A 16,308-nucleotide genomic window follows, 5' to 3' on the forward strand; every position below is an offset into this window, starting at 1 on the left:
TCGCACACATGGCCGATCAGCCGGACCAGGTCCATCGTGTCACTCCCCCTGCCGCGGGCAACGGCAGCGGTGGTGACCAGCCCCGTCACGCACCCGGTCTGCTCATCGGGCGGGTCCGCGGCGTACCGGTGTACCTGTCTCCGTTGGCGCTCGTGTTCGCCGTCATCATCTGCTGGCTGCTGATCGGTCCCAATCGGGACCGATTGCCGGATGTCGCCGACAGCCGCCTGTATCTGTTGGCCGCTCTTACCGCGACCGGATTCGTCGCCTCGCTGGTCATCCATGAGCTCGGCCATTGCCTCATGGCACTGGGGTTCGGTCTCGGCGTCCGGGCGGTGACCGTGCACGGATTCGCCGGGTTCACCGAGATATCGCCGGAGCCTCAGACACCGGTCCGTGAATTCCTGGTGGCCGGTGCGGGTCCAGCCACCAACGGTCTGCTCGCGGGTGTGGGTTTTGCCCTGCTGACGGTGGTGGACAGCGGTACGCAGCCCGGTGTCGTCATCCTTGACCTTACCGTGACCAATCTTGCCCTCTGCGTGTTGAACCTCGCGCCCGGCCTGCCCTTGGACGGAGGCCGGCTGGTCGTGGCCGCCGTCTGGGGCGCCACCAAGAACAAGCTCCAAGGCATCCGGGTCGGCGCCTACGGCGGTTTCCTGGTCGCCGTCCTGCTGGCGCTGTGGGGCCTGTTCGCCCCCGGTAGCGACTTCGGCGGTGTCTACCTGCTCGGTGTGAGCGCGTTCATCGCGGCTGGGGCGTATCAGCTGTTGCGGCAGGCTCAGATCCACATGCGCCTGCCAGGGGTATCCGCCGGTCGGCTCGCGCGTCGCACGCTGCCGGTGGAGGGTGCCGTGCCGCTCGCCGAGGCGCTGCGGCGGGCGCGTGAGCTCGGCGCGAGCGCGGTGGCTGTCGTCGGCTCCGACGGGACACCGCTCAAGGTCATGAACGGGTCGGCCGTGGACGCCCTGCCCGAGCATCGCCGGCCGTGGATGACCGTGGACGAGGTGAGCCGAACGCTCGAGCCCGGCATGGTGCTCGACGCTGAGCTGGAAGGTGAGGATCTGTTGGCAGCCGTGCGGGGCACACCGGCGTCCGAATACCTGGTGACGCAGGGCGGCCGCCCGGTCGGCATCCTCGCCATGGTCGATCTGGTCGCTCGCATCGACCCAGCGGGCGCTGCCCGGTCGGCGGTCCGCTCGTGAACCGGCCGCCGACCGGTGCGGCGCACCGCCGCGGCGCCTTCACCAAGGGCGACCGGGTGCAGCTGACCGACCCCAAGGGGCGGCGCCACACCGTCCTGCTCGAGCCCGGCCGCCAGTTCCACACCCACTCCGGCGCTATCGAGCACGACGACCTGATCGGCCGGGACGACGGCGTGGTCGTGACAAGCACCGGCGGGACACCGTACCTGGCGCTGCGTCCGCTGCTGACCGACTTCGTCCTGTCGATGCCGCGCGGCGCAGCCGTGGTCTACCCCAAGGACGCCGCGCAGATCGTGGCGTACGCCGACCTCTTCCCAGGCGCGCGGGTGCTGGAGGCCGGGGTGGGTTCGGGCGCGTTGTCCTGCTCGTTGCTGCGGGCGGTCGGCGATACCGGGCGGCTGGTCTCCTACGAACGGCGGCCCGACTTCGCCGAGATCGCCCAGAAGAACATCGAGGCCTTCTTCGGCGGGCCGCATCCCGCCCACACGCTGCGGGTGGGGGATCTGGCCGAGGCGACCGAGCGCGACATGGACCGGGCGGTGCTGGACATGCTGGCCCCGTGGGAGGTGCTGGACGCGGTGAGCGCCGCGCTGGTGCCGGGCGGGGTCGTCTGCGTCTATGTGGCCACCACCACCCAGCTCGCGCGGGTGGTCGAGGCACTGCGCGAGTACGGCACGTTCGCCGAACCGGCGGCGTGGGAATCGATGATGCGCACCTGGCATGTGGATGGGCTGGCCGTACGCCCGGACCACCGGATGGTCGGTCACACCGGCTTCCTCGTGACAGCCCGGCGGCTCGCGGACGGGGTCACCCCGCCACCGCGGCGACGGCGCCCGGCGAAGGGCGCACGGCCCGACGTGACCGAGCAGACGTCCCCAACGCCCGGTTCCGCGCTGTCGGATTCCCGACAGGGGGCAGAATCGGTCGTACGTTGATCCGCGCTACGGCTCCCCGGCGGGGAGCCGTAGCGCGACAGCGCGTTGCGAAACAGACGGTTCAGCTGCCCGGCCCGGCCTCGAGGGTGCCGTCGGGACGCTGCACGTAGATGCAGTTGCCCGGGCAGTCGTCCGCAGCCGCGACCACATCGCCTACCAGCGGCAGTGGTATCGGTACCGATTCACCGGGTTTCGTGCGCAGCAGCCCGTCCGGCCCCTTCACGTACGCCAGCCCGTCAACATCGAACTCGAAGACGGTCGGAGCAAACTGGACGCAGAGTCCGTCTCCGGTACAGGCGTCCTGGTCGATGCGTACCCGCAACGCCGGCGGTGTTGTTGGTCCGGTGAGATTCCTGGGCGTTGCCACAGAGCTCCGATCTTCTGTCACCATGGCACCGTAACTCGCTGTTTACGGCAAAGCAGGCTCGTAGTCGTCAGACAGGCGTGCCAGCGGCGGTCACAACGGTAGTGTTGGGTGCGTCCCGGTCAGCACGGGGGAGGTGGAGGCGCGGTGTCCGGTCCCCGTTCGGGCTCTGGCTCCGGTGGGAGCTCGGGTCGTCCAGGTGATGGAGATTCACGAGCGTCGGCATACGAGAAGGAAGTGCACGAGCTCACAACTCAGGTCGCCTTCCTTGAGGAGGAGGTGGCCATGCTGCGGCGGAGACTCAACGAATCCCCGCGGCAGGTCCGTGCCCTTGAGGAACGATTGGCTGAGACACAGGCGGATCTCGTCGGTGTCAGCGGGCAGAACGACAAGCTCGTGGCCACGCTGCGCGAAGCTCGCGACCAGATCATCGCGCTGAAGGAAGAAGTCGACCGGCTCGCCCAGCCGCCGAGCGGCTATGGGATCTTCATCGGGTCGTACGACGACGGCACGGTCGATGTGTTCACCCAGGGCCGCAAGTTGCGGGTGACGGTGTCACCGAACGTTGGCGTGGTCGATCTGAGCCCCGGGCAGGAGGTCATGCTCAACGAGGCCCTCAACGTCGTCGACGCACGCGCGTTCGAACGCCACGGTGAGATCGTCCTGCTCAAGGAGATCCTTGAGAGCGGCGATCGAGCTCTGGTCATCGGCCACACCGACGAGGAGCGCGTGGTCATGCTCGCCCAGCCGCTGCTGGACGGACGGCTGCGGGCCGGTGACTCGCTGCTGGTCGAGACCCGGTCAGGGTACGCCTTCGAGCGCATCCCCAAGTCCGAGGTGGAGGAGCTGGTTCTCGAAGAGGTCCCGGATATCGGCTACGAACAGATCGGCGGCCTCAAGGGCCAGATCGAGTCGATCCGTGACGCCGTCGAGCTGCCGTTCCTCTACAAGGATCTCTTCCTTGAACACAAACTGAAGCCGCCGAAGGGCGTCCTGCTGTATGGCCCGCCCGGCTGCGGCAAGACGCTCATCGCCAAGGCGGTGGCGAACTCGCTCGCGAAGAAGGTCGAGGCACAGACCGGCCAGGGCAGCGGACGGGCGTTCTTCCTGAACATCAAGGGCCCGGAACTGCTGAACAAGTACGTGGGCGAGACCGAACGGCAGATCCGGCTCGTGTTCCAGCGGGCGCGCGAGAAGGCGTCCGAGGGCATGCCCGTGATCGTGTTCTTCGACGAGATGGACTCGATCTTCCGGACCCGCGGGTCAGGAGTGTCCTCGGATGTCGAGAACACGATCGTTCCGCAGCTGCTCAGTGAGATCGACGGCGTCGAGCAGCTGGAGAACGTGATCGTGATTGGCGCGTCCAACCGCGAGGACATGATCGATCCGGCGATCCTGCGGCCGGGGCGGCTGGACGTGAAGATCAAGGTCGAACGCCCGGACGCCGAAGCGGCCAAGGACATCTTCGCCAAGTACGTGACGCCGGATCTCCCGTTGCATCCGGAGGATCTCACCGAGCACGGTGACAGCCGGGAGGCGACCTGCCAAGGGATGATCCAGCGGGTTGTCGAACGGATGTACGCCGAGACGGAGGAGAACCGCTTCCTCGAGGTCACCTACGCCAACGGCGACAAGGAGGTCCTGTATTTCAAGGACTTCAACTCCGGCGCGATGATCGAAAACATCGTCGCCCGTGCCAAGAAGATGGCCGTCAAACAGCTCATCGAGGGAGGCGTGAAGGGGCTGCGCATGCAGCACCTGCTCAATGCCTGCATCGACGAGTTCAAGGAGAACGAGGACCTGCCCAACACGACCAACCCGGACGACTGGGCGCGTATCTCCGGCAAGAAGGGCGAGCGGATCGTCTACATCCGCACGCTCATCACCGGCACCAAGGGCACCGAAGCCGGCCGGTCCATCGACACGATCGCCAACACGGGCCAGTATCTGTAACCGATATCTGTAACCGATTTTCGCGGTGGAAGCCCGGACACCGGGTGACAAGGCGCTGTACCGGTGGTGGGCAGGGTGGGATCTCCCGCCCTGCCCACCACCGGTGTTCTCCGCTGCCTCCGTCTCGTGACGCGCCCCCAGCCTCGCTTCTTGATCTACATTTCCTGTTGCCGGAGCCGCTCAACGCTCCCTCGCCAGCCGCGGCCCTCAGCCACATCACATCGCATCGCGCAGACCATGATTTTTACGTCCGCCCCTGATCGGTTATGTGCCTGGGGCAGGGCTGTCAACGGCTCGTATGTCGTTGGCAGCGTGCCGCTCGGCCTGTTTTCGGAGATCCGCCAGACAGTCACGCACAGTCAGCCATCGAATCCAGGTCTCGGTACGGCCGCAAAACACCTACGCTGAGAGTGTGAGCGTTCGCCGGATCATGGGAGCCGAGACCGAGTACGGCGTGTCGGTGCCCGGTCAGCCAACCACCAACCAGATGCTTGCCTCGTCGTTGGTGGTCAACTCCTACGCCAGCCGACAGGCAACCGGCACGAGCCGGGCCCGGTGGGACTTCGAGGAGGAGTCACCGCTGCGCGACGCACGCGGCTTCGAGCTCCCCCGCGAGCCCGTGGCCGATCCGTCGGCTCCCGCCAACGAGGACGACCTGGGGCTCGCCAACGTCATCCTCACCAACGGCGCGCGCCTCTACGTCGACCACGCCCACCCCGAGTACTCCACCCCCGAGGTGACGAACCCGCGCGACGCGGTGCTGTGGGACAAGGCCGGGGAGCGGGTCATGGCCGAGGCCGCGCGGCGGGCGCTGTCCGTCCCGGGCACGATGCCGGTGCACCTGTACAAGAACAACACGGACAACAAGGGCGTCTCCTACGGCTGCCACGAGAACTACCTCATGGCCCGCTCCACACCGTTCGCCAACATCGTCCGCCACCTCGTGCCCTTCTTCGTTTCCAGGCAGGTCGTGTGTGGCGCCGGCCGGGTCGGCATCGGCGTGGACGGCCGTGAGGCCGGTTTCCAGCTGAGCCAGCGGGCCGATTTCTTCGAGGTCGAGGTCGGGCTGGAGACAACCCTGAAGCGTCCGATCATCAACACCCGGGACGAGCCGCATGCGGACCCGGAGAAGTACCGCCGGCTCCATGTGATCATCGGCGACGCGAACATGAGCGAGATCTCGACCTACCTCAAGATCGGAACTACCTCGCTTGTCCTCGCGATGATCGAAAGTTCCTGGCTGGATGTCGACCTGACCGTCGACAACCCCGTGGCCGGCCTGCGGGCGGTCTCCCACGACCCGTCCCTGCGCCACCTGCTGACCCTCGGGGACGGCCGGAAGATGACCGCCGTCCAGCTGCAGATGGAGTACCTGGAGCAGGCCCGCAAGTACGTCGAGGACCGCTTCGGCACCGACCTGGACGCCCAGACCGCGGACGTGCTGGCACGCTGGGAATCAGTCCTGGTCCGTCTTGAGGACGACCCGATGAGCTGTTCCCGGGAGCTGGACTGGGTCGCCAAGCTCGCCATCCTGGAAGGCTACCGGGCCCGCGACGGTGTCGACTGGGACGCTCCGCGCCTGCAGCTGGTCGACCTGCAGTACTCCGACGTCCGGCCCGACAAGGGCCTCTACAACCGCCTGGCCGCCCGCGGGCGGGTCGACCTGCTGCTTGACGAGAACGAGATCGTCCGTGCCATGACCGAGCCCCCGCACGACACCCGGGCGTTCTTCCGCGGCCGCTGCCTGGCGCTGTATCCCCAGCAGGTCGCCGCCGCGTCCTGGGACTCGGTCATTTTCGATGTCGGGCGTGACTCCCTGCAACGGGTACCCACCCTGGAGCCGCTGCGCGGAACCCGGGCGCACGTGGGCGAGCTGCTGGCCCGCTGCCCGACCGCGCTGGACCTCGTGGACGCACTCGCCAAGGGCTGACCCACGGCCGCGGCCTCGCGGCCTCGCGGAAGCATCGGCAACCGGTCATATCCCGACATGGGAGAGTGCGCCTGCGCGCGCCGGCGTGGGAGGTGGCCAGCGGCGTATTGCGCCGTGGGCGGACGTCGCGACGTGCGGGCCGGATCGTGATGAAGTGGTGCTCTGACGTGGCCCCGTGCACTCCTCGACGTCGCTGCCGCCAGGGCGAGGTTGACGGCGGCGCCCGCGAGCGGTTCAGGATGGCGGAGCCCGGGGATAGTGTCGCTTCATCACGATCGAAGGAGGTCTCATGCCTACCAAGGACACCGGCGGCGGTCAGCAGCGCTCGGGGCGCAAGGCGGACCAGAGCGACGAGGTCGAGGTCGAGGAGTCCAGCGCCAGCGACCTCAAGGAAAGGCACGAGAAGCTGTCCGAGGACGTTGATTCCCTGCTCGACGAGATCGACGACGTACTCGAGGAGAACGCCGAGGAATTCGTGAAGGGCTACGTACAAAAAGGGGGGGAGTAAGAGCGTGTGTGAGATCGGGCTTTCGATCAGTGAGCCCCGTCCAGGCGCCCCCGGGCAAGGCGGAAGGCCGAAGCGATACCGGATGAGTTGTCTCGGTGTGGCCGACAACGCGGCCAGGGGGCACCTGGACGCGGCGAGGCGGAATGACGATCTCACACACGCTCTCAGAGGCTCCGGCAACCGGGCCCGGCTCGCGCCGCCTGGTCGGCGCCTCGCGTCATCGCTGCCCGTCCGTTGCCGCGCGATGCACGGGTACGGCTCGTCGGTCGCCACCCACCATCTCCGGTGAGTCTCCGCGCCGCTTCGCGACCCATCCACCCGGACACCGCTTCCTGATCGAACGGCCTCCTGCCGGAGCCCGCAAGCGACACCTGTTCTCTGATCACAGCAGGCCGCACGGGAATGAGCTTGCCGACATGCCGGCTCCGACGCTGGCTGGATCAAGTGACATCGTGTGCGGCAACGGCACCGTTGGTCTCGGGAACCTCACCGACGACCGGCGACCGCCGGCCCAGGCAATCAACTATCTGAAGGGGGATTTGTGGCTGATCCAGCGGGAGTCGCGGGGCGTCTACCGTCTGTGTTCATGACACCGGGAACGTCGTCGTTCACCGAGTTCCTGGCCACGGCCGCGCCCGATCTGCTCCCGGGCGCGCGCGAGCGGCTGCCGGTCGCCGCCACCGAGGTGGCCCACGGCACGACGATCGTGGCGGTGGCGTTTCCCGGCGGCGTGATCATGGCCGGTGACCGCCGCGCGACCATGGGCAATGTGATCGCACAACGTGACGTCGAAAAAGTGTTTCACGCCGACGAGTACTCCTGCGTCGGGTACGCGGGCACGGCCGGGATCGGTGCGGACCTCGTCCGCCTGTACCAGGTCGAGCTCGAGCACTACGAGAAGATCGAGGGTTCGACCCTCAGCCTGGACGCCAAGGCCAACCGCTTGTCATTCATGATCAAAAACAACCTTGGGATGGCTCTGCAGGGACTCGCGGTCGTCCCGTTGTATGCCGGTTACGACCTCGACACCGGCAAAGGGAGGATCTTTTCCTACGACATCACCGGGTCTCGGGCCGAGGACAGCTCCTTCCAGGCCATCGGATCGGGCTCGGTGTTTGCCCGCGGCGCGCTCAAAAAACTCGTCCGGGCGGACCTGACCGCGACGGAGGCGGTGCGGGTCTGTGTCGAGGCCCTGTACGACGCCGCCGACGACGATTCCGCGACCGGCGGTCCCGACCTCGTCCGCCGTCTCTACCCGGTGGTCGCCTCGGTTACCGCGGACGGCTTCCGCCGCTTCCTCGATGACGAGGTGGGCGCTGTCGTCGAGGCCGTCGTCGCTGACCGCATGACGAACCCGGGAGGCTGACATGACCATGCCCTTTGGCTACGCCAGCCCAGAACAGCTCGTCCGGGACAAGTCCGAGTACGCCCGCAAGGGCATCGCCCGCGGCCGTAGTGTCGTGGTGCTGACCTACACCGACGGCATCCTGTTCGTCGCCGAGAACCCCTCGTCGACCCTTCACAAGATCAGCGAAATCTACGACCGGATCGCGTTCGCCGCGGTCGGCAAGTACAACGAGTTCGAGAACCTGCGGACTGCCGGCGTGCGCATGATGGACGTCCGCGGCTACATGTACGACCGCCGTGACGTGACCGGGCGAGCGCTTGCCAACTGGTACGCCCAGACGCTCGGCACCCTGTTCACCGACAGCATCAAGCCGTACGAGGTGGAGATCGTGGTCGCGGAGGTCGGTGAGCGGGCCGAGGACGACCAGATCTACCGGCTCACCTACGACGGGTCGATCGCGGACGAACGTGGATTCGTGGCCATCGGCGGGCAGTCCGAGCAGGTCAGCGCATCCCTGAAGGAACATCACGCGGACGGCCAGCCGCTTGCCACCGCGCTGAGAGCAGCCGTGAACGCGCTGCGGGCCGGCACGCCCGCGGGCGGTAACGGCGACCGCGCCCTGTCCTCGGCAAACCTTGAAGTGGCCATGCTCGACCGCACCCGCAATCGCCGGCTGTTCAAGCGCATCTCCGGCACGCAGCTCGACGTCCTGCTCGCCGAAACCGCGGACAAGGACGACCGCTAGGACGGGTTCTGAAAGCCGCCCCACAAAATCGATCATATTGCGGCACACCGACAGGCCATCGCGTACGCTTGGCCTGTCGGCACCGGTCGGTCCGCGATGCCGGGCTTGCGCAGCGCGCGCTGCTGCCCGGCTCACCGACAACAGCCAATACGGCTGATACGGCTGATACGGCTGATAGCGGCGATGATCTGGGACGTGGCCCGCGGGGCGGCGGGCAACGGGGTTCCCAGCCAGCGCGAAGCGGTGGCTGGAATACGGCGAGCAGCGGTGCAGGCGGCTCGGTGCAGGGGCGGGTGTGCCCGCACCGCCGCCGGCGCTCCCAGCGCTATCCCGGGGCCACCTGGCTACGGAGCCAGCTCAGCGTCCTGCGCCAGGCGTCCCGGGCCGCCTCGGGCCGGTAGACCTCCGCACGGTCGTCGCTATGGAAGGCATGTCCCGCGCCCGGATAAACGATCAAATCGGTCGGTACCGCTGACGTCGTGGCCGCCGCCCGCAGCACCTCGATCTCCGCCCGGCTGATCAGCGCGTCGTCCTCACCGTAGAGACCGAGCCACGGCGTGCGCAGCGAGGGGGCGATCTCCACCAGGGGCGCGCACCCCTCCCAGTACGGCGTGCTCACGCCGCCGCCGTAGAACGACACGGCCGCGCCCATGCTGTGACGGGCGGCGGTGCCCAGCGCCACCGTCCCGCCCATACAGAAACCGATCACCGCTGTCCGCTCGGGGCCAAAGCCGTTGTGCGCGAGATGGGCCAGGCAGGCGTCGATGTCCGCCGCGATGGCCGGGCCGGTCAGGGTACCCATCCGCGCGACCGCGGTAGGCCAGCCACCCGCCGGCTCGACCTCGGCGAAGCCGTCCCGGTGGTAGAGGTGCGGTGCCACGGCGAGCCAGCCGGCCTGGGCCAGCCGCGCGCAGACCGAGGTGAGGTAGGGCGTGATGCCCCGAGCGTCGTGAACCACGATGACCCCGCCGTACGGTGGGTCGTCCGCGGCCGGCGCCACCACCGTGGCGGGAACAGCGCCGCCCAGCGTCGCGACAGTCCGCAACTGGCCGTTCTCCGACTGGTTGATCTCCGACTGGTTGATCTCCGACGTCATGTCCGCCATCCTGCCCACGGCCGGCCCATTCGAACATAGCGGGCGACCGACGGCTCCTGGGCTGACTACGCACAGTTCCCGCATACCGCCGCCACGACGACGAAAGCGCCGGTGCGGGCGTCCGGCCACACCGCGGCGCGCGCGAAGCATAGGGTCATCGGTGTGGATCGCCGCATCTTCGGCCTGGAGAACGAGTACGGCGTCACCTGTGTCTTCCGTGGGCAGCGCAGGCTGTCTCCGGACGAGGTGGCGCGGTACCTGTTCCGGCGGGTCGTGTCCTGGGGCCGCAGCAGCAACGTCTTCCTGAAGAACGGTGCCCGGCTCTATCTCGATGTCGGCAGCCATCCCGAGTACGCCACCCCCGAGTGCGACTCCGTTCCCGATCTCGTCACCCATGACAAGGCCGGCGAGCGCATCCTGGAAGGGCTGCTGGTCGAGGCGGAACGACGCCTGCGCGAAGAGGGCATCGCCGGGGACATCCATCTGTTCAAGAACAACACTGACTCGGCCGGGAACAGCTACGGCTGCCATGAGAACTACCTCGTCGGCCGGCACGGCGAGTTCAGCCGGCTCGCGGACGTCCTGGTGCCGTTCCTGGTGAGCAGACAGATCCTGTGCGGGGCGGGCAAGGTGCTGCAGACCCCTCGCGGCGCCGTGTACTGCATCTCGCAGCGCGCCGAGCACATCTGGGAGTCGGTGTCCTCGGCGACGACCCGATCCCGCCCGATCATCAACACTCGGGACGAACCGCACGCGGACGCCGAGCGTTTCCGGCGCCTGCACGTGATTGTCGGCGACTCCAACATGAGCGAGACCACCACCTTGCTCAAACTCGGCTCGACCGATCTCGTCCTGCGCATGATCGAGGCTGGTGTGGTGCTACGGGACATGTCCCTGGAGAACCCGATCCGGGCGATCCGGGAAGTCAGTCATGACATGACCTGCCAGCGTAAGATCAAACTGGCGAGCGGGCGCGAGGCCAGCGCTCTGGAGATCCAGCGTGAGTACTTCAGCAAAGCGGTCGAGTTCATCGAGCGCCGGGGCGGGGACGCGATCGCCAAACGTGTCCTGGACCTGTGGGGCAGAACGCTTCTCGCGATCGAGACCGACGATCTGGAGCTGGTCGCCCGCGAGATCGACTGGGTGACGAAGTACGTGCTGATCGACCGGTTCCGGCACCGGCACAGCCTGTCCCTGGCCTCACCCCGGATCGCCGAGCTGGACCTGAAATACCATGACATCCACCGTCAGCGGGGCCTGTACTACCGGATGGAGCGGGCCGGGCTGGTGGAGCGGGTCAGTCGTGACCTTGATATTTTCGAGGCGAAGTCCATCCCGCCGCAGACTACCCGGGCGCGGCTGCGTGGTGAGTTCATCAAGCGTGCGCAGGAGAAACGGCGCGACTTCACCGTCGACTGGGTGCACCTCAAGCTGAACGACCAGGCTCAGCGCACGGTGCTGTGCAAGGATCCGTTCCGTTCCGTCGACGACCGAGTCGACAAGCTCATCGCCAGCATGTGAGGACCACCCGCCTGTGACCGACCTTCGCCGCCCCGTCAAGGGCGTCCAGCTCTCCCTCTCCCGGGCCTTCGGCGGACCGGGAGAAGCGCCGATCACGCCTGCCGCGGCCAGGTGCCTGTCCGCCGCGCTGTCAGCGGTTCTGCTTGCCTGCGCACTCGCCGCCTGCGGCAGCTCCACCGCGCCCGACGGGACCAAGGCCGCGCCGGTACGGCTGGCGGACACCCTCGGCCCCGCCGCCAGCGGCGTGGGGCTGCCCGCGGTCACCGGCGCGACCGACCTCAAGGCCAAGCCGACGATCGCGGCCGGGTCCGGTACACCCGGTACCAAGCTGCTGACCAGGGATCTCGTGGTCGGTACCGGAGCGGCTGCCACCACGCAGAGCACGGTCTCGGTGCAGTACGTCGGAACGCTGTGGACCACCGGTGAGGAGTTCGACTCCAGCTGGAGCCGCGGACAGGCCGCGATCTTCCCGCTGAGCGGTGTCATCCCAGGCTTCCAGCAGGGCATCGCCGGCATGAAGACCGGCGGTCGCCGGGAAATCGTGATCCCGCCGGACCTCGGCTACGGCTCAACGGCCCAGGGGCCGATTCCCGGCGGCTCGACCCTCGTCTTCGTCGTGGACCTGGTCGGGCTGCAGGCGACGGATCGCTGACGCAGGGCGACTGGCCAGCGGGGATGCGGCATCGCGGGGAAGGGCTGAGGTGCGCACTGCGTGTCAGTGCTTCCCCGCGATGCCGCATCCTTGTCGCCGGCCGCTCTCACCGGCCGCTCCTGAAGATCCAACGCGGATGGCCTAGCCTCATACGGTGTCCCGTCGGCGGTTGGAACGGCTGCTGAACCTTACGATGTGCCTGATGGCAACATCACGTTTTCTCACTGTGGCCGAAATCGGCGAACTCGTGGACGGTTTCGCCCCTGGCGAGACCGCCGAGGAGCAGGAGGCGTTCCGCCGGATGTTCGAGCGGGACAAGCAGTACCTACGCGACCTCGGCATCCCGCTGGAGACCGGATCGAACTCGTTCCTCAGCGATGACGTCGGGTACCGCATCCGGCGCAGCGACTACGCGCTGCCGGAGATATCCCTCGACCCGGACGAGGCGGCCGCCCTCGGGCTCGCCGCGCGGCTGTGGTCGAGCACGTCGCTGGCGGCCGCGAGCGCAAGCGCGCTACTCAAGCTCGCGGCCGGGGGCGCTCCCACGCTGCCCGGCCCGGACGGCCTGGAACCCCGCGTCGGCACGACCGAACCGGCGTTCGCGCCGTGCCTCGCGGCGGTCCAGGCCGGGCAGGCGATCCGCTTCCCCTACCGCAAACCGACGGAGACCGAACCGAGCGAACGCTGGGTCCAACCGTGGGGTGTGGTGTCCTGGCGGGGACGTTGGTACCTGGCCGGGCATGATCAGGACCGCGCCGCGGCCCGGGTGTTCCGGTTGTCACGGGTGACCGGCACCGTGCGCCCGGTCGGACCGCCCGGGGCGGTCCGGATGCCCGAAACCGTCGATCTGCGGGCGCTGGTGTCGGCGTCCGCGCCGCCGGAACGGACCCGCACCGCCGTACTGCGGATACGTCCGGGGACTGGCCACGCGCTGCGCCGGCACGCCCGTGTCCTGTCCGCGGCGACCGGGCAGGACACGGGCGTGCCGGGCATGACCGGGATGGACATCGTAGAGATTGACTACTCCGATATCGAGCGCATGGCCCGCTGGGTGGTGGGGTACGGCGATGACGTCCTGGTGGTACGGCCCCGGCAGCTGCGCACCGAGGTGGTGCGCCGGCTGACCGACGCGGCGTGGGCGCACACCGTACCGGGCGGCCAGGCTCCCCGGCCGTGCACGGAGCGGGCACCGACCGCGGGACCGGCGGCACCGTGAGCCCGTCGGCCGCCGAAGCCTCGACCGATCGACTGAGCCGGCTGCTCGCCCTGGTGCCATGGCTGCGGGCGCACCCGGGCGTCACCCTCGACGAAGCCGCCGCGACCTTCAGGATCAGCGTACGGCAGCTCCGGGACGATCTTGACCTGTTGTTCGTCTGCGGCCTGCCTGGCGGTGCGCCCGGTGACCTCATCGACCTGAGCTACTCCGCCGATCAGGTCACCGTTGTCGACCCGCAGACCCTTGACCGGCCGCTGCGGCTGTCGGCGGACGAAGCCATGGCGCTGGTTGTCGCGGCCCGCACCCTCGCCGAGGTGCCCGGGCTGTCCGCCCGCGACGCTCTCGACCGCGCGGTGGCGAAACTGGAGAAAGCGGTCGGGGCCCTGCCCGCGGAACGGGTCAGGGTCGAGCTCGATGCCCAGGACGAGGTCCTGCGCATCATCCAGGACGCTGTCGCCCGGAAGCGGCGGCTGCACCTTCGCTACCTGGTCTGGTCCCGCGACGAACTCACCGAACGTGATGTCGATCCGATGCGGGTACTGGCCCGTGACGGCCGCTGGTACCTGGAGGGCTGGTGCCATCGGTCGAAGGCGGTCCGGCTGTTCCGGCTGGACCGGATCGACGGTTCCCAGGGGGTCACCGTTCTCGACCTCCCGGCCGCGCCGCCGCCCACGGCGGCGCCGCGCGAGACCACGGGCAGCCTCTACCAGCCCGGGCCATACGATCTTCGGGCCGTGCTCGAACTGCATCCGGGAGCCCGCTGGGTTGCCGACTACTACCCGGTCGAGTCCCAGCGGGAGATCGGAGCCGGCTGCCTGCTGATCGAACTGCGGGTGTCGGAAACAGGCTGGTTACGCAGACTGGTGCTGGGTCTCGGGGACCAGGCACGGGTGGTGGAGCCGGCGGAGCTCGCGGCCGAGGTGCACGCTGTCGCTGTCCGTGCCTTGGCTGCCTACGGCCTCCAGCCCCGGCCGCGAGCGGGGTAGGTTGATCCCGTGCGTTGGCTGCTCATCGACTGTGCTCTTGTCCTGCTGGCCTGCGTTGCGCTTGGCGCGTTGGCGTATCGCCTGTTCAGCAGGGTGCGCCTGGTCACCAGTGAGGTCGGGAAGCTGCGGGACCGGCTGGCCGGCCTCACCGAGGAGACGGCCGCGTTGGCTGGACGGCTCGACGCCGCCGAGGCCAGCGCGAGACTCGGTGAGCGGGCATCGGCCGGGCCGGGCAGCCGGTCACGACACGACAGATCCTGGTTATGAGCCCGTCACGTGCATAACATCAGGCCGTTGTCTGACGAGGCCAGGCTAGCCGACGTAACATCAAGCCGACGTAGTATCAGGCGCGCACCGGTCGTTGGGACCGGACATCGAAGTGAAGGAGGCACGCCATGCCCAATCTCGGTACCCCCGAGCTTCTGATTATCGCGTTTGTGGTCATCCTGCTGTTCGGATCCAAGAAACTACCCGAGGCGGCACGCTCGGTCGGACGCTCACTTCGGATCTTCAAGGCCGAAACCAAGGGCCTCAGCCAGGATGATGAGAACCCCACCGTGACCGCGCCGCCGCAGGCCCAGCCGGCACCGGCACCACGGCCGATCGAGCCCGCCCCGGCGGTTGCGGCTGCGCAGCAGGCCACGGCTGGCGCGCCGTCGGTCAACGGCCACTCCGTCACGGCAGGCGACAGCGGCCTCCAGCGCTGACACATCCCTCACCCTCTCGTCCACGAGCAGGAGTCGCCGCCCGTGCCCCGGTTGCCCACACCGCGGCGGATCGTGCAGGCGGTGCAGTTCCGCCGTACCAGGACGGTCGAAGACAGCCGGATGTCGCTCACCGAGCACCTTCGTGAGCTGCGCGACCGGCTGGCGAAGGCGCTGATCGCGCTAGCCATCGCCACCGTGGTCTGCTTCATCTTCGAACCGCGTATTTTCGACCTCCTGAAGGAGCCGTACTGCTCGTTGCCGGCGAAGTCCCGTGCCGGTGGCGGAGAATGCCAGCTGTACTTCTTCGGCATCCTCGACGCTTTCATGATCCGATTGAAGATCTCGCTCATCGCCGGAGCCGTGGTCTCGGCCCCGGTCTGGCTCTACCAGCTCTGGTCGTTCATCACGCCAGGGCTGCACCGCAACGAGCGCCGCTGGTCACTGGCGTTCGTCAGCTCTTCCCTGGTGCTGTTCACCCTCGGTGGCTACTTCGCCTATCTGACCCTGAACAAGGGCCTCCAGCTGCTGCTCGGTTTCAGCGGAGACGGTCTCGTCAGCCTGCTCGACGTCAACAAGTACCTCTCCTACGTCATCGCGATGCTCATCGTGTTCGGGCTGTCGTTCGAGGTCCCGTTGCTGGTCGCGATGCTGAATCTGGCAGGCGTGGTTCCCACGCGGACATTGCGCGCGTGGCGCCGTCCCGAGATCTTCCTCGTGTTCGTGTTCGCCGCCGTGGTCACACCGAGCCAGGACCCGTTCACAATGATTGCTCTCGGCCTGCCCATGTGTCTGCTGTACGAGGTCGCGCTCATTATCGGCTGGGTCAATGACCGGCGCCGGGCCCGCCGTGGCGACACATCGCCGTACGCGGATCTCGATGACGACGAAGCTTCACCGCTCGACTTCGACGATCTCCCGCGGCCGGACGAGCGCTCCAGCGGTGGCGACCCGGTGGGAACCACCGTGGGCACCGGCAGTACACCGTCGAACGCGGCTCACCTCGACGTCACCTGAGCACCACCGCCCGCCCTCCGCTCCTCGCTCTGGCCGCTGGGCGGCCCCGGCCGCAGGGCGTTCGACCAGGGAGCGGCGTCCGGGTGGATGGATCGCGAGGCGCCGCCCTGGCGACGCGAGCCGGACGGTCC

General features: G+C 68.1%; 16 protein-coding genes. 14 read left to right on the plus strand and 2 right to left on the minus strand.

The window, feature by feature from the left end; genetic code table 11:
* The first annotated feature begins 8 nt into the window (after nucleotides 1–8).
* Complete coding sequence (locus tag MJ777_RS06820; RefSeq protein WP_239346617.1) at nucleotides 9–1,202, plus strand: site-2 protease family protein; 1,194 nt, start codon at nucleotides 9–11, stop codon at nucleotides 1,200–1,202.
* A complete protein-coding gene (locus MJ777_RS06825) occupies nucleotides 1,199–2,137 on the plus strand; it encodes a tRNA (adenine-N1)-methyltransferase (RefSeq protein ID WP_239346616.1) in 939 nt (312 codons plus the stop codon). The genes MJ777_RS06820 and MJ777_RS06825 overlap by 4 nt, the downstream gene beginning before the upstream one ends.
* Nucleotides 2,138–2,198: 61 nt before the next feature.
* Here MJ777_RS06825 and MJ777_RS06830 read toward each other — a convergent pair whose 3' ends face one another.
* The gene (locus MJ777_RS06830) at nucleotides 2,199–2,528 is read right to left on the minus strand and encodes a ferredoxin (RefSeq protein WP_239311195.1); all 330 of its coding nucleotides are present in this window, start codon (nucleotides 2,526–2,528) and stop codon (nucleotides 2,199–2,201) included.
* A 120-nt stretch (nucleotides 2,529–2,648) separates the two neighbouring features.
* On the opposite strand from MJ777_RS06830, the gene arc reads away from it, so the two are divergent.
* The 5 genes from arc to prcA all read left to right on the plus strand — a co-directional run bounded on the left by arc (nucleotide 2,649) and on the right by prcA (nucleotide 8,985).
* Entirely contained in the window at nucleotides 2,649–4,454 is a 1,806-nt protein-coding gene (gene arc, locus MJ777_RS06835) for a proteasome ATPase (RefSeq protein ID WP_239311194.1), read from the plus strand.
* 412 nt (nucleotides 4,455–4,866) lie between these two features.
* Nucleotides 4,867–6,384 carry a depupylase/deamidase Dop gene (gene dop, locus MJ777_RS06840; protein ID WP_370651647.1) on the plus strand — a complete coding sequence of 506 codons (1,518 nt, stop codon included), beginning with the start codon at nucleotides 4,867–4,869 and terminating at the stop codon, nucleotides 6,382–6,384.
* Between the two features lie 289 nt (nucleotides 6,385–6,673).
* Nucleotides 6,674–6,892 carry a ubiquitin-like protein Pup gene (locus MJ777_RS06845; RefSeq protein ID WP_239311193.1) on the plus strand — a complete coding sequence of 73 codons (219 nt, stop codon included), beginning with the start codon at nucleotides 6,674–6,676 and terminating at the stop codon, nucleotides 6,890–6,892.
* A 541-nt stretch (nucleotides 6,893–7,433) separates the two neighbouring features.
* Entirely contained in the window at nucleotides 7,434–8,258 is an 825-nt protein-coding gene (gene prcB / locus MJ777_RS06850) for a proteasome subunit beta (protein ID WP_239311192.1), read from the plus strand.
* A 1-nt stretch (nucleotide 8,259) separates the two neighbouring features.
* Complete coding sequence (gene prcA / locus MJ777_RS06855; protein ID WP_239311191.1) at nucleotides 8,260–8,985, plus strand: proteasome subunit alpha; 726 nt, start codon at nucleotides 8,260–8,262, stop codon at nucleotides 8,983–8,985.
* A gap of 325 nt (nucleotides 8,986–9,310) precedes the next feature.
* Here prcA and MJ777_RS06860 read toward each other — a convergent pair whose 3' ends face one another.
* Nucleotides 9,311–10,081 carry a dienelactone hydrolase family protein gene (locus MJ777_RS06860; protein ID WP_239374243.1) on the minus strand — a complete coding sequence of 257 codons (771 nt, stop codon included), beginning with the start codon at nucleotides 10,079–10,081 and terminating at the stop codon, nucleotides 9,311–9,313.
* Between the two features lie 162 nt (nucleotides 10,082–10,243).
* On the opposite strand from MJ777_RS06860, the gene pafA reads away from it, so the two are divergent.
* The 7 genes from pafA (at nucleotide 10,244) to tatC (ending at nucleotide 16,177) form a co-directional block, all read left to right on the plus strand.
* Complete coding sequence (pafA, locus tag MJ777_RS06865; RefSeq protein WP_239311189.1) at nucleotides 10,244–11,602, plus strand: Pup--protein ligase; 1,359 nt, start codon at nucleotides 10,244–10,246, stop codon at nucleotides 11,600–11,602.
* A gap of 13 nt (nucleotides 11,603–11,615) precedes the next feature.
* Nucleotides 11,616–12,254, plus strand: coding sequence for an FKBP-type peptidyl-prolyl cis-trans isomerase (locus tag MJ777_RS06870; protein WP_239311188.1), 639 nt, complete (start codon nucleotides 11,616–11,618; stop codon nucleotides 12,252–12,254).
* Nucleotides 12,255–12,408: 154 nt separating this feature from the next.
* A complete protein-coding gene (locus MJ777_RS06875; protein WP_370651646.1) occupies nucleotides 12,409–13,470 on the plus strand; it encodes a helix-turn-helix transcriptional regulator in 1,062 nt (353 codons plus the stop codon).
* Nucleotides 13,467–14,456 carry a YafY family protein gene (locus MJ777_RS06880; protein ID WP_239311186.1) on the plus strand — a complete coding sequence of 330 codons (990 nt, stop codon included), beginning with the start codon at nucleotides 13,467–13,469 and terminating at the stop codon, nucleotides 14,454–14,456. The genes MJ777_RS06875 and MJ777_RS06880 overlap by 4 nt, the downstream gene beginning before the upstream one ends.
* A 9-nt stretch (nucleotides 14,457–14,465) precedes the next feature.
* Nucleotides 14,466–14,723: a hypothetical protein gene (locus MJ777_RS06885; protein ID WP_239311185.1), complete on the plus strand. Its 258-nt coding sequence runs from the start codon at nucleotides 14,466–14,468 to the stop codon at nucleotides 14,721–14,723.
* Between the two features lie 128 nt (nucleotides 14,724–14,851).
* Complete coding sequence (tatA, locus tag MJ777_RS06890) at nucleotides 14,852–15,163, plus strand: Sec-independent protein translocase subunit TatA (protein ID WP_239311184.1); 312 nt, start codon at nucleotides 14,852–14,854, stop codon at nucleotides 15,161–15,163.
* Between the two features lie 42 nt (nucleotides 15,164–15,205).
* A complete protein-coding gene (tatC, locus tag MJ777_RS06895; RefSeq protein WP_239311183.1) occupies nucleotides 15,206–16,177 on the plus strand; it encodes a twin-arginine translocase subunit TatC in 972 nt (323 codons plus the stop codon).
* The last annotated feature ends 131 nt before the right edge of the window (nucleotides 16,178–16,308 follow it).

The organism is Protofrankia sp. Cj5, assembly GCF_917627405.1.
Classification (GTDB): Bacteria; Actinomycetota; Actinomycetes; order Frankiales; family Frankiaceae; genus Protofrankia.

What these genes read in the sequence shown, in the direction of transcription:
- MJ777_RS06860 (WP_239374243.1), bottom strand. Translation starts at nt 10,081, where the DNA reads ATGACGTCGGAGATCAACCAGTCGGAGATCAACCAGTCGGAGAACGGC.
- MJ777_RS06845 (WP_239311193.1), top strand. Translation starts at nt 6,674, where the DNA reads ATGCCTACCAAGGACACCGGCGGCGGTCAGCAGCGCTCGGGGCGCAAG.
- MJ777_RS06820 (WP_239346617.1), top strand. Translation starts at nt 9, where the DNA reads ATGGCCGATCAGCCGGACCAGGTCCATCGTGTCACTCCCCCTGCCGCG.
- tatA (WP_239311184.1), top strand. Translation starts at nt 14,852, where the DNA reads ATGCCCAATCTCGGTACCCCCGAGCTTCTGATTATCGCGTTTGTGGTC.
- MJ777_RS06830 (WP_239311195.1), bottom strand. Translation starts at nt 2,528, where the DNA reads ATGGTGACAGAAGATCGGAGCTCTGTGGCAACGCCCAGGAATCTCACC.
- prcA (WP_239311191.1), top strand. Translation starts at nt 8,260, where the DNA reads ATGACCATGCCCTTTGGCTACGCCAGCCCAGAACAGCTCGTCCGGGAC.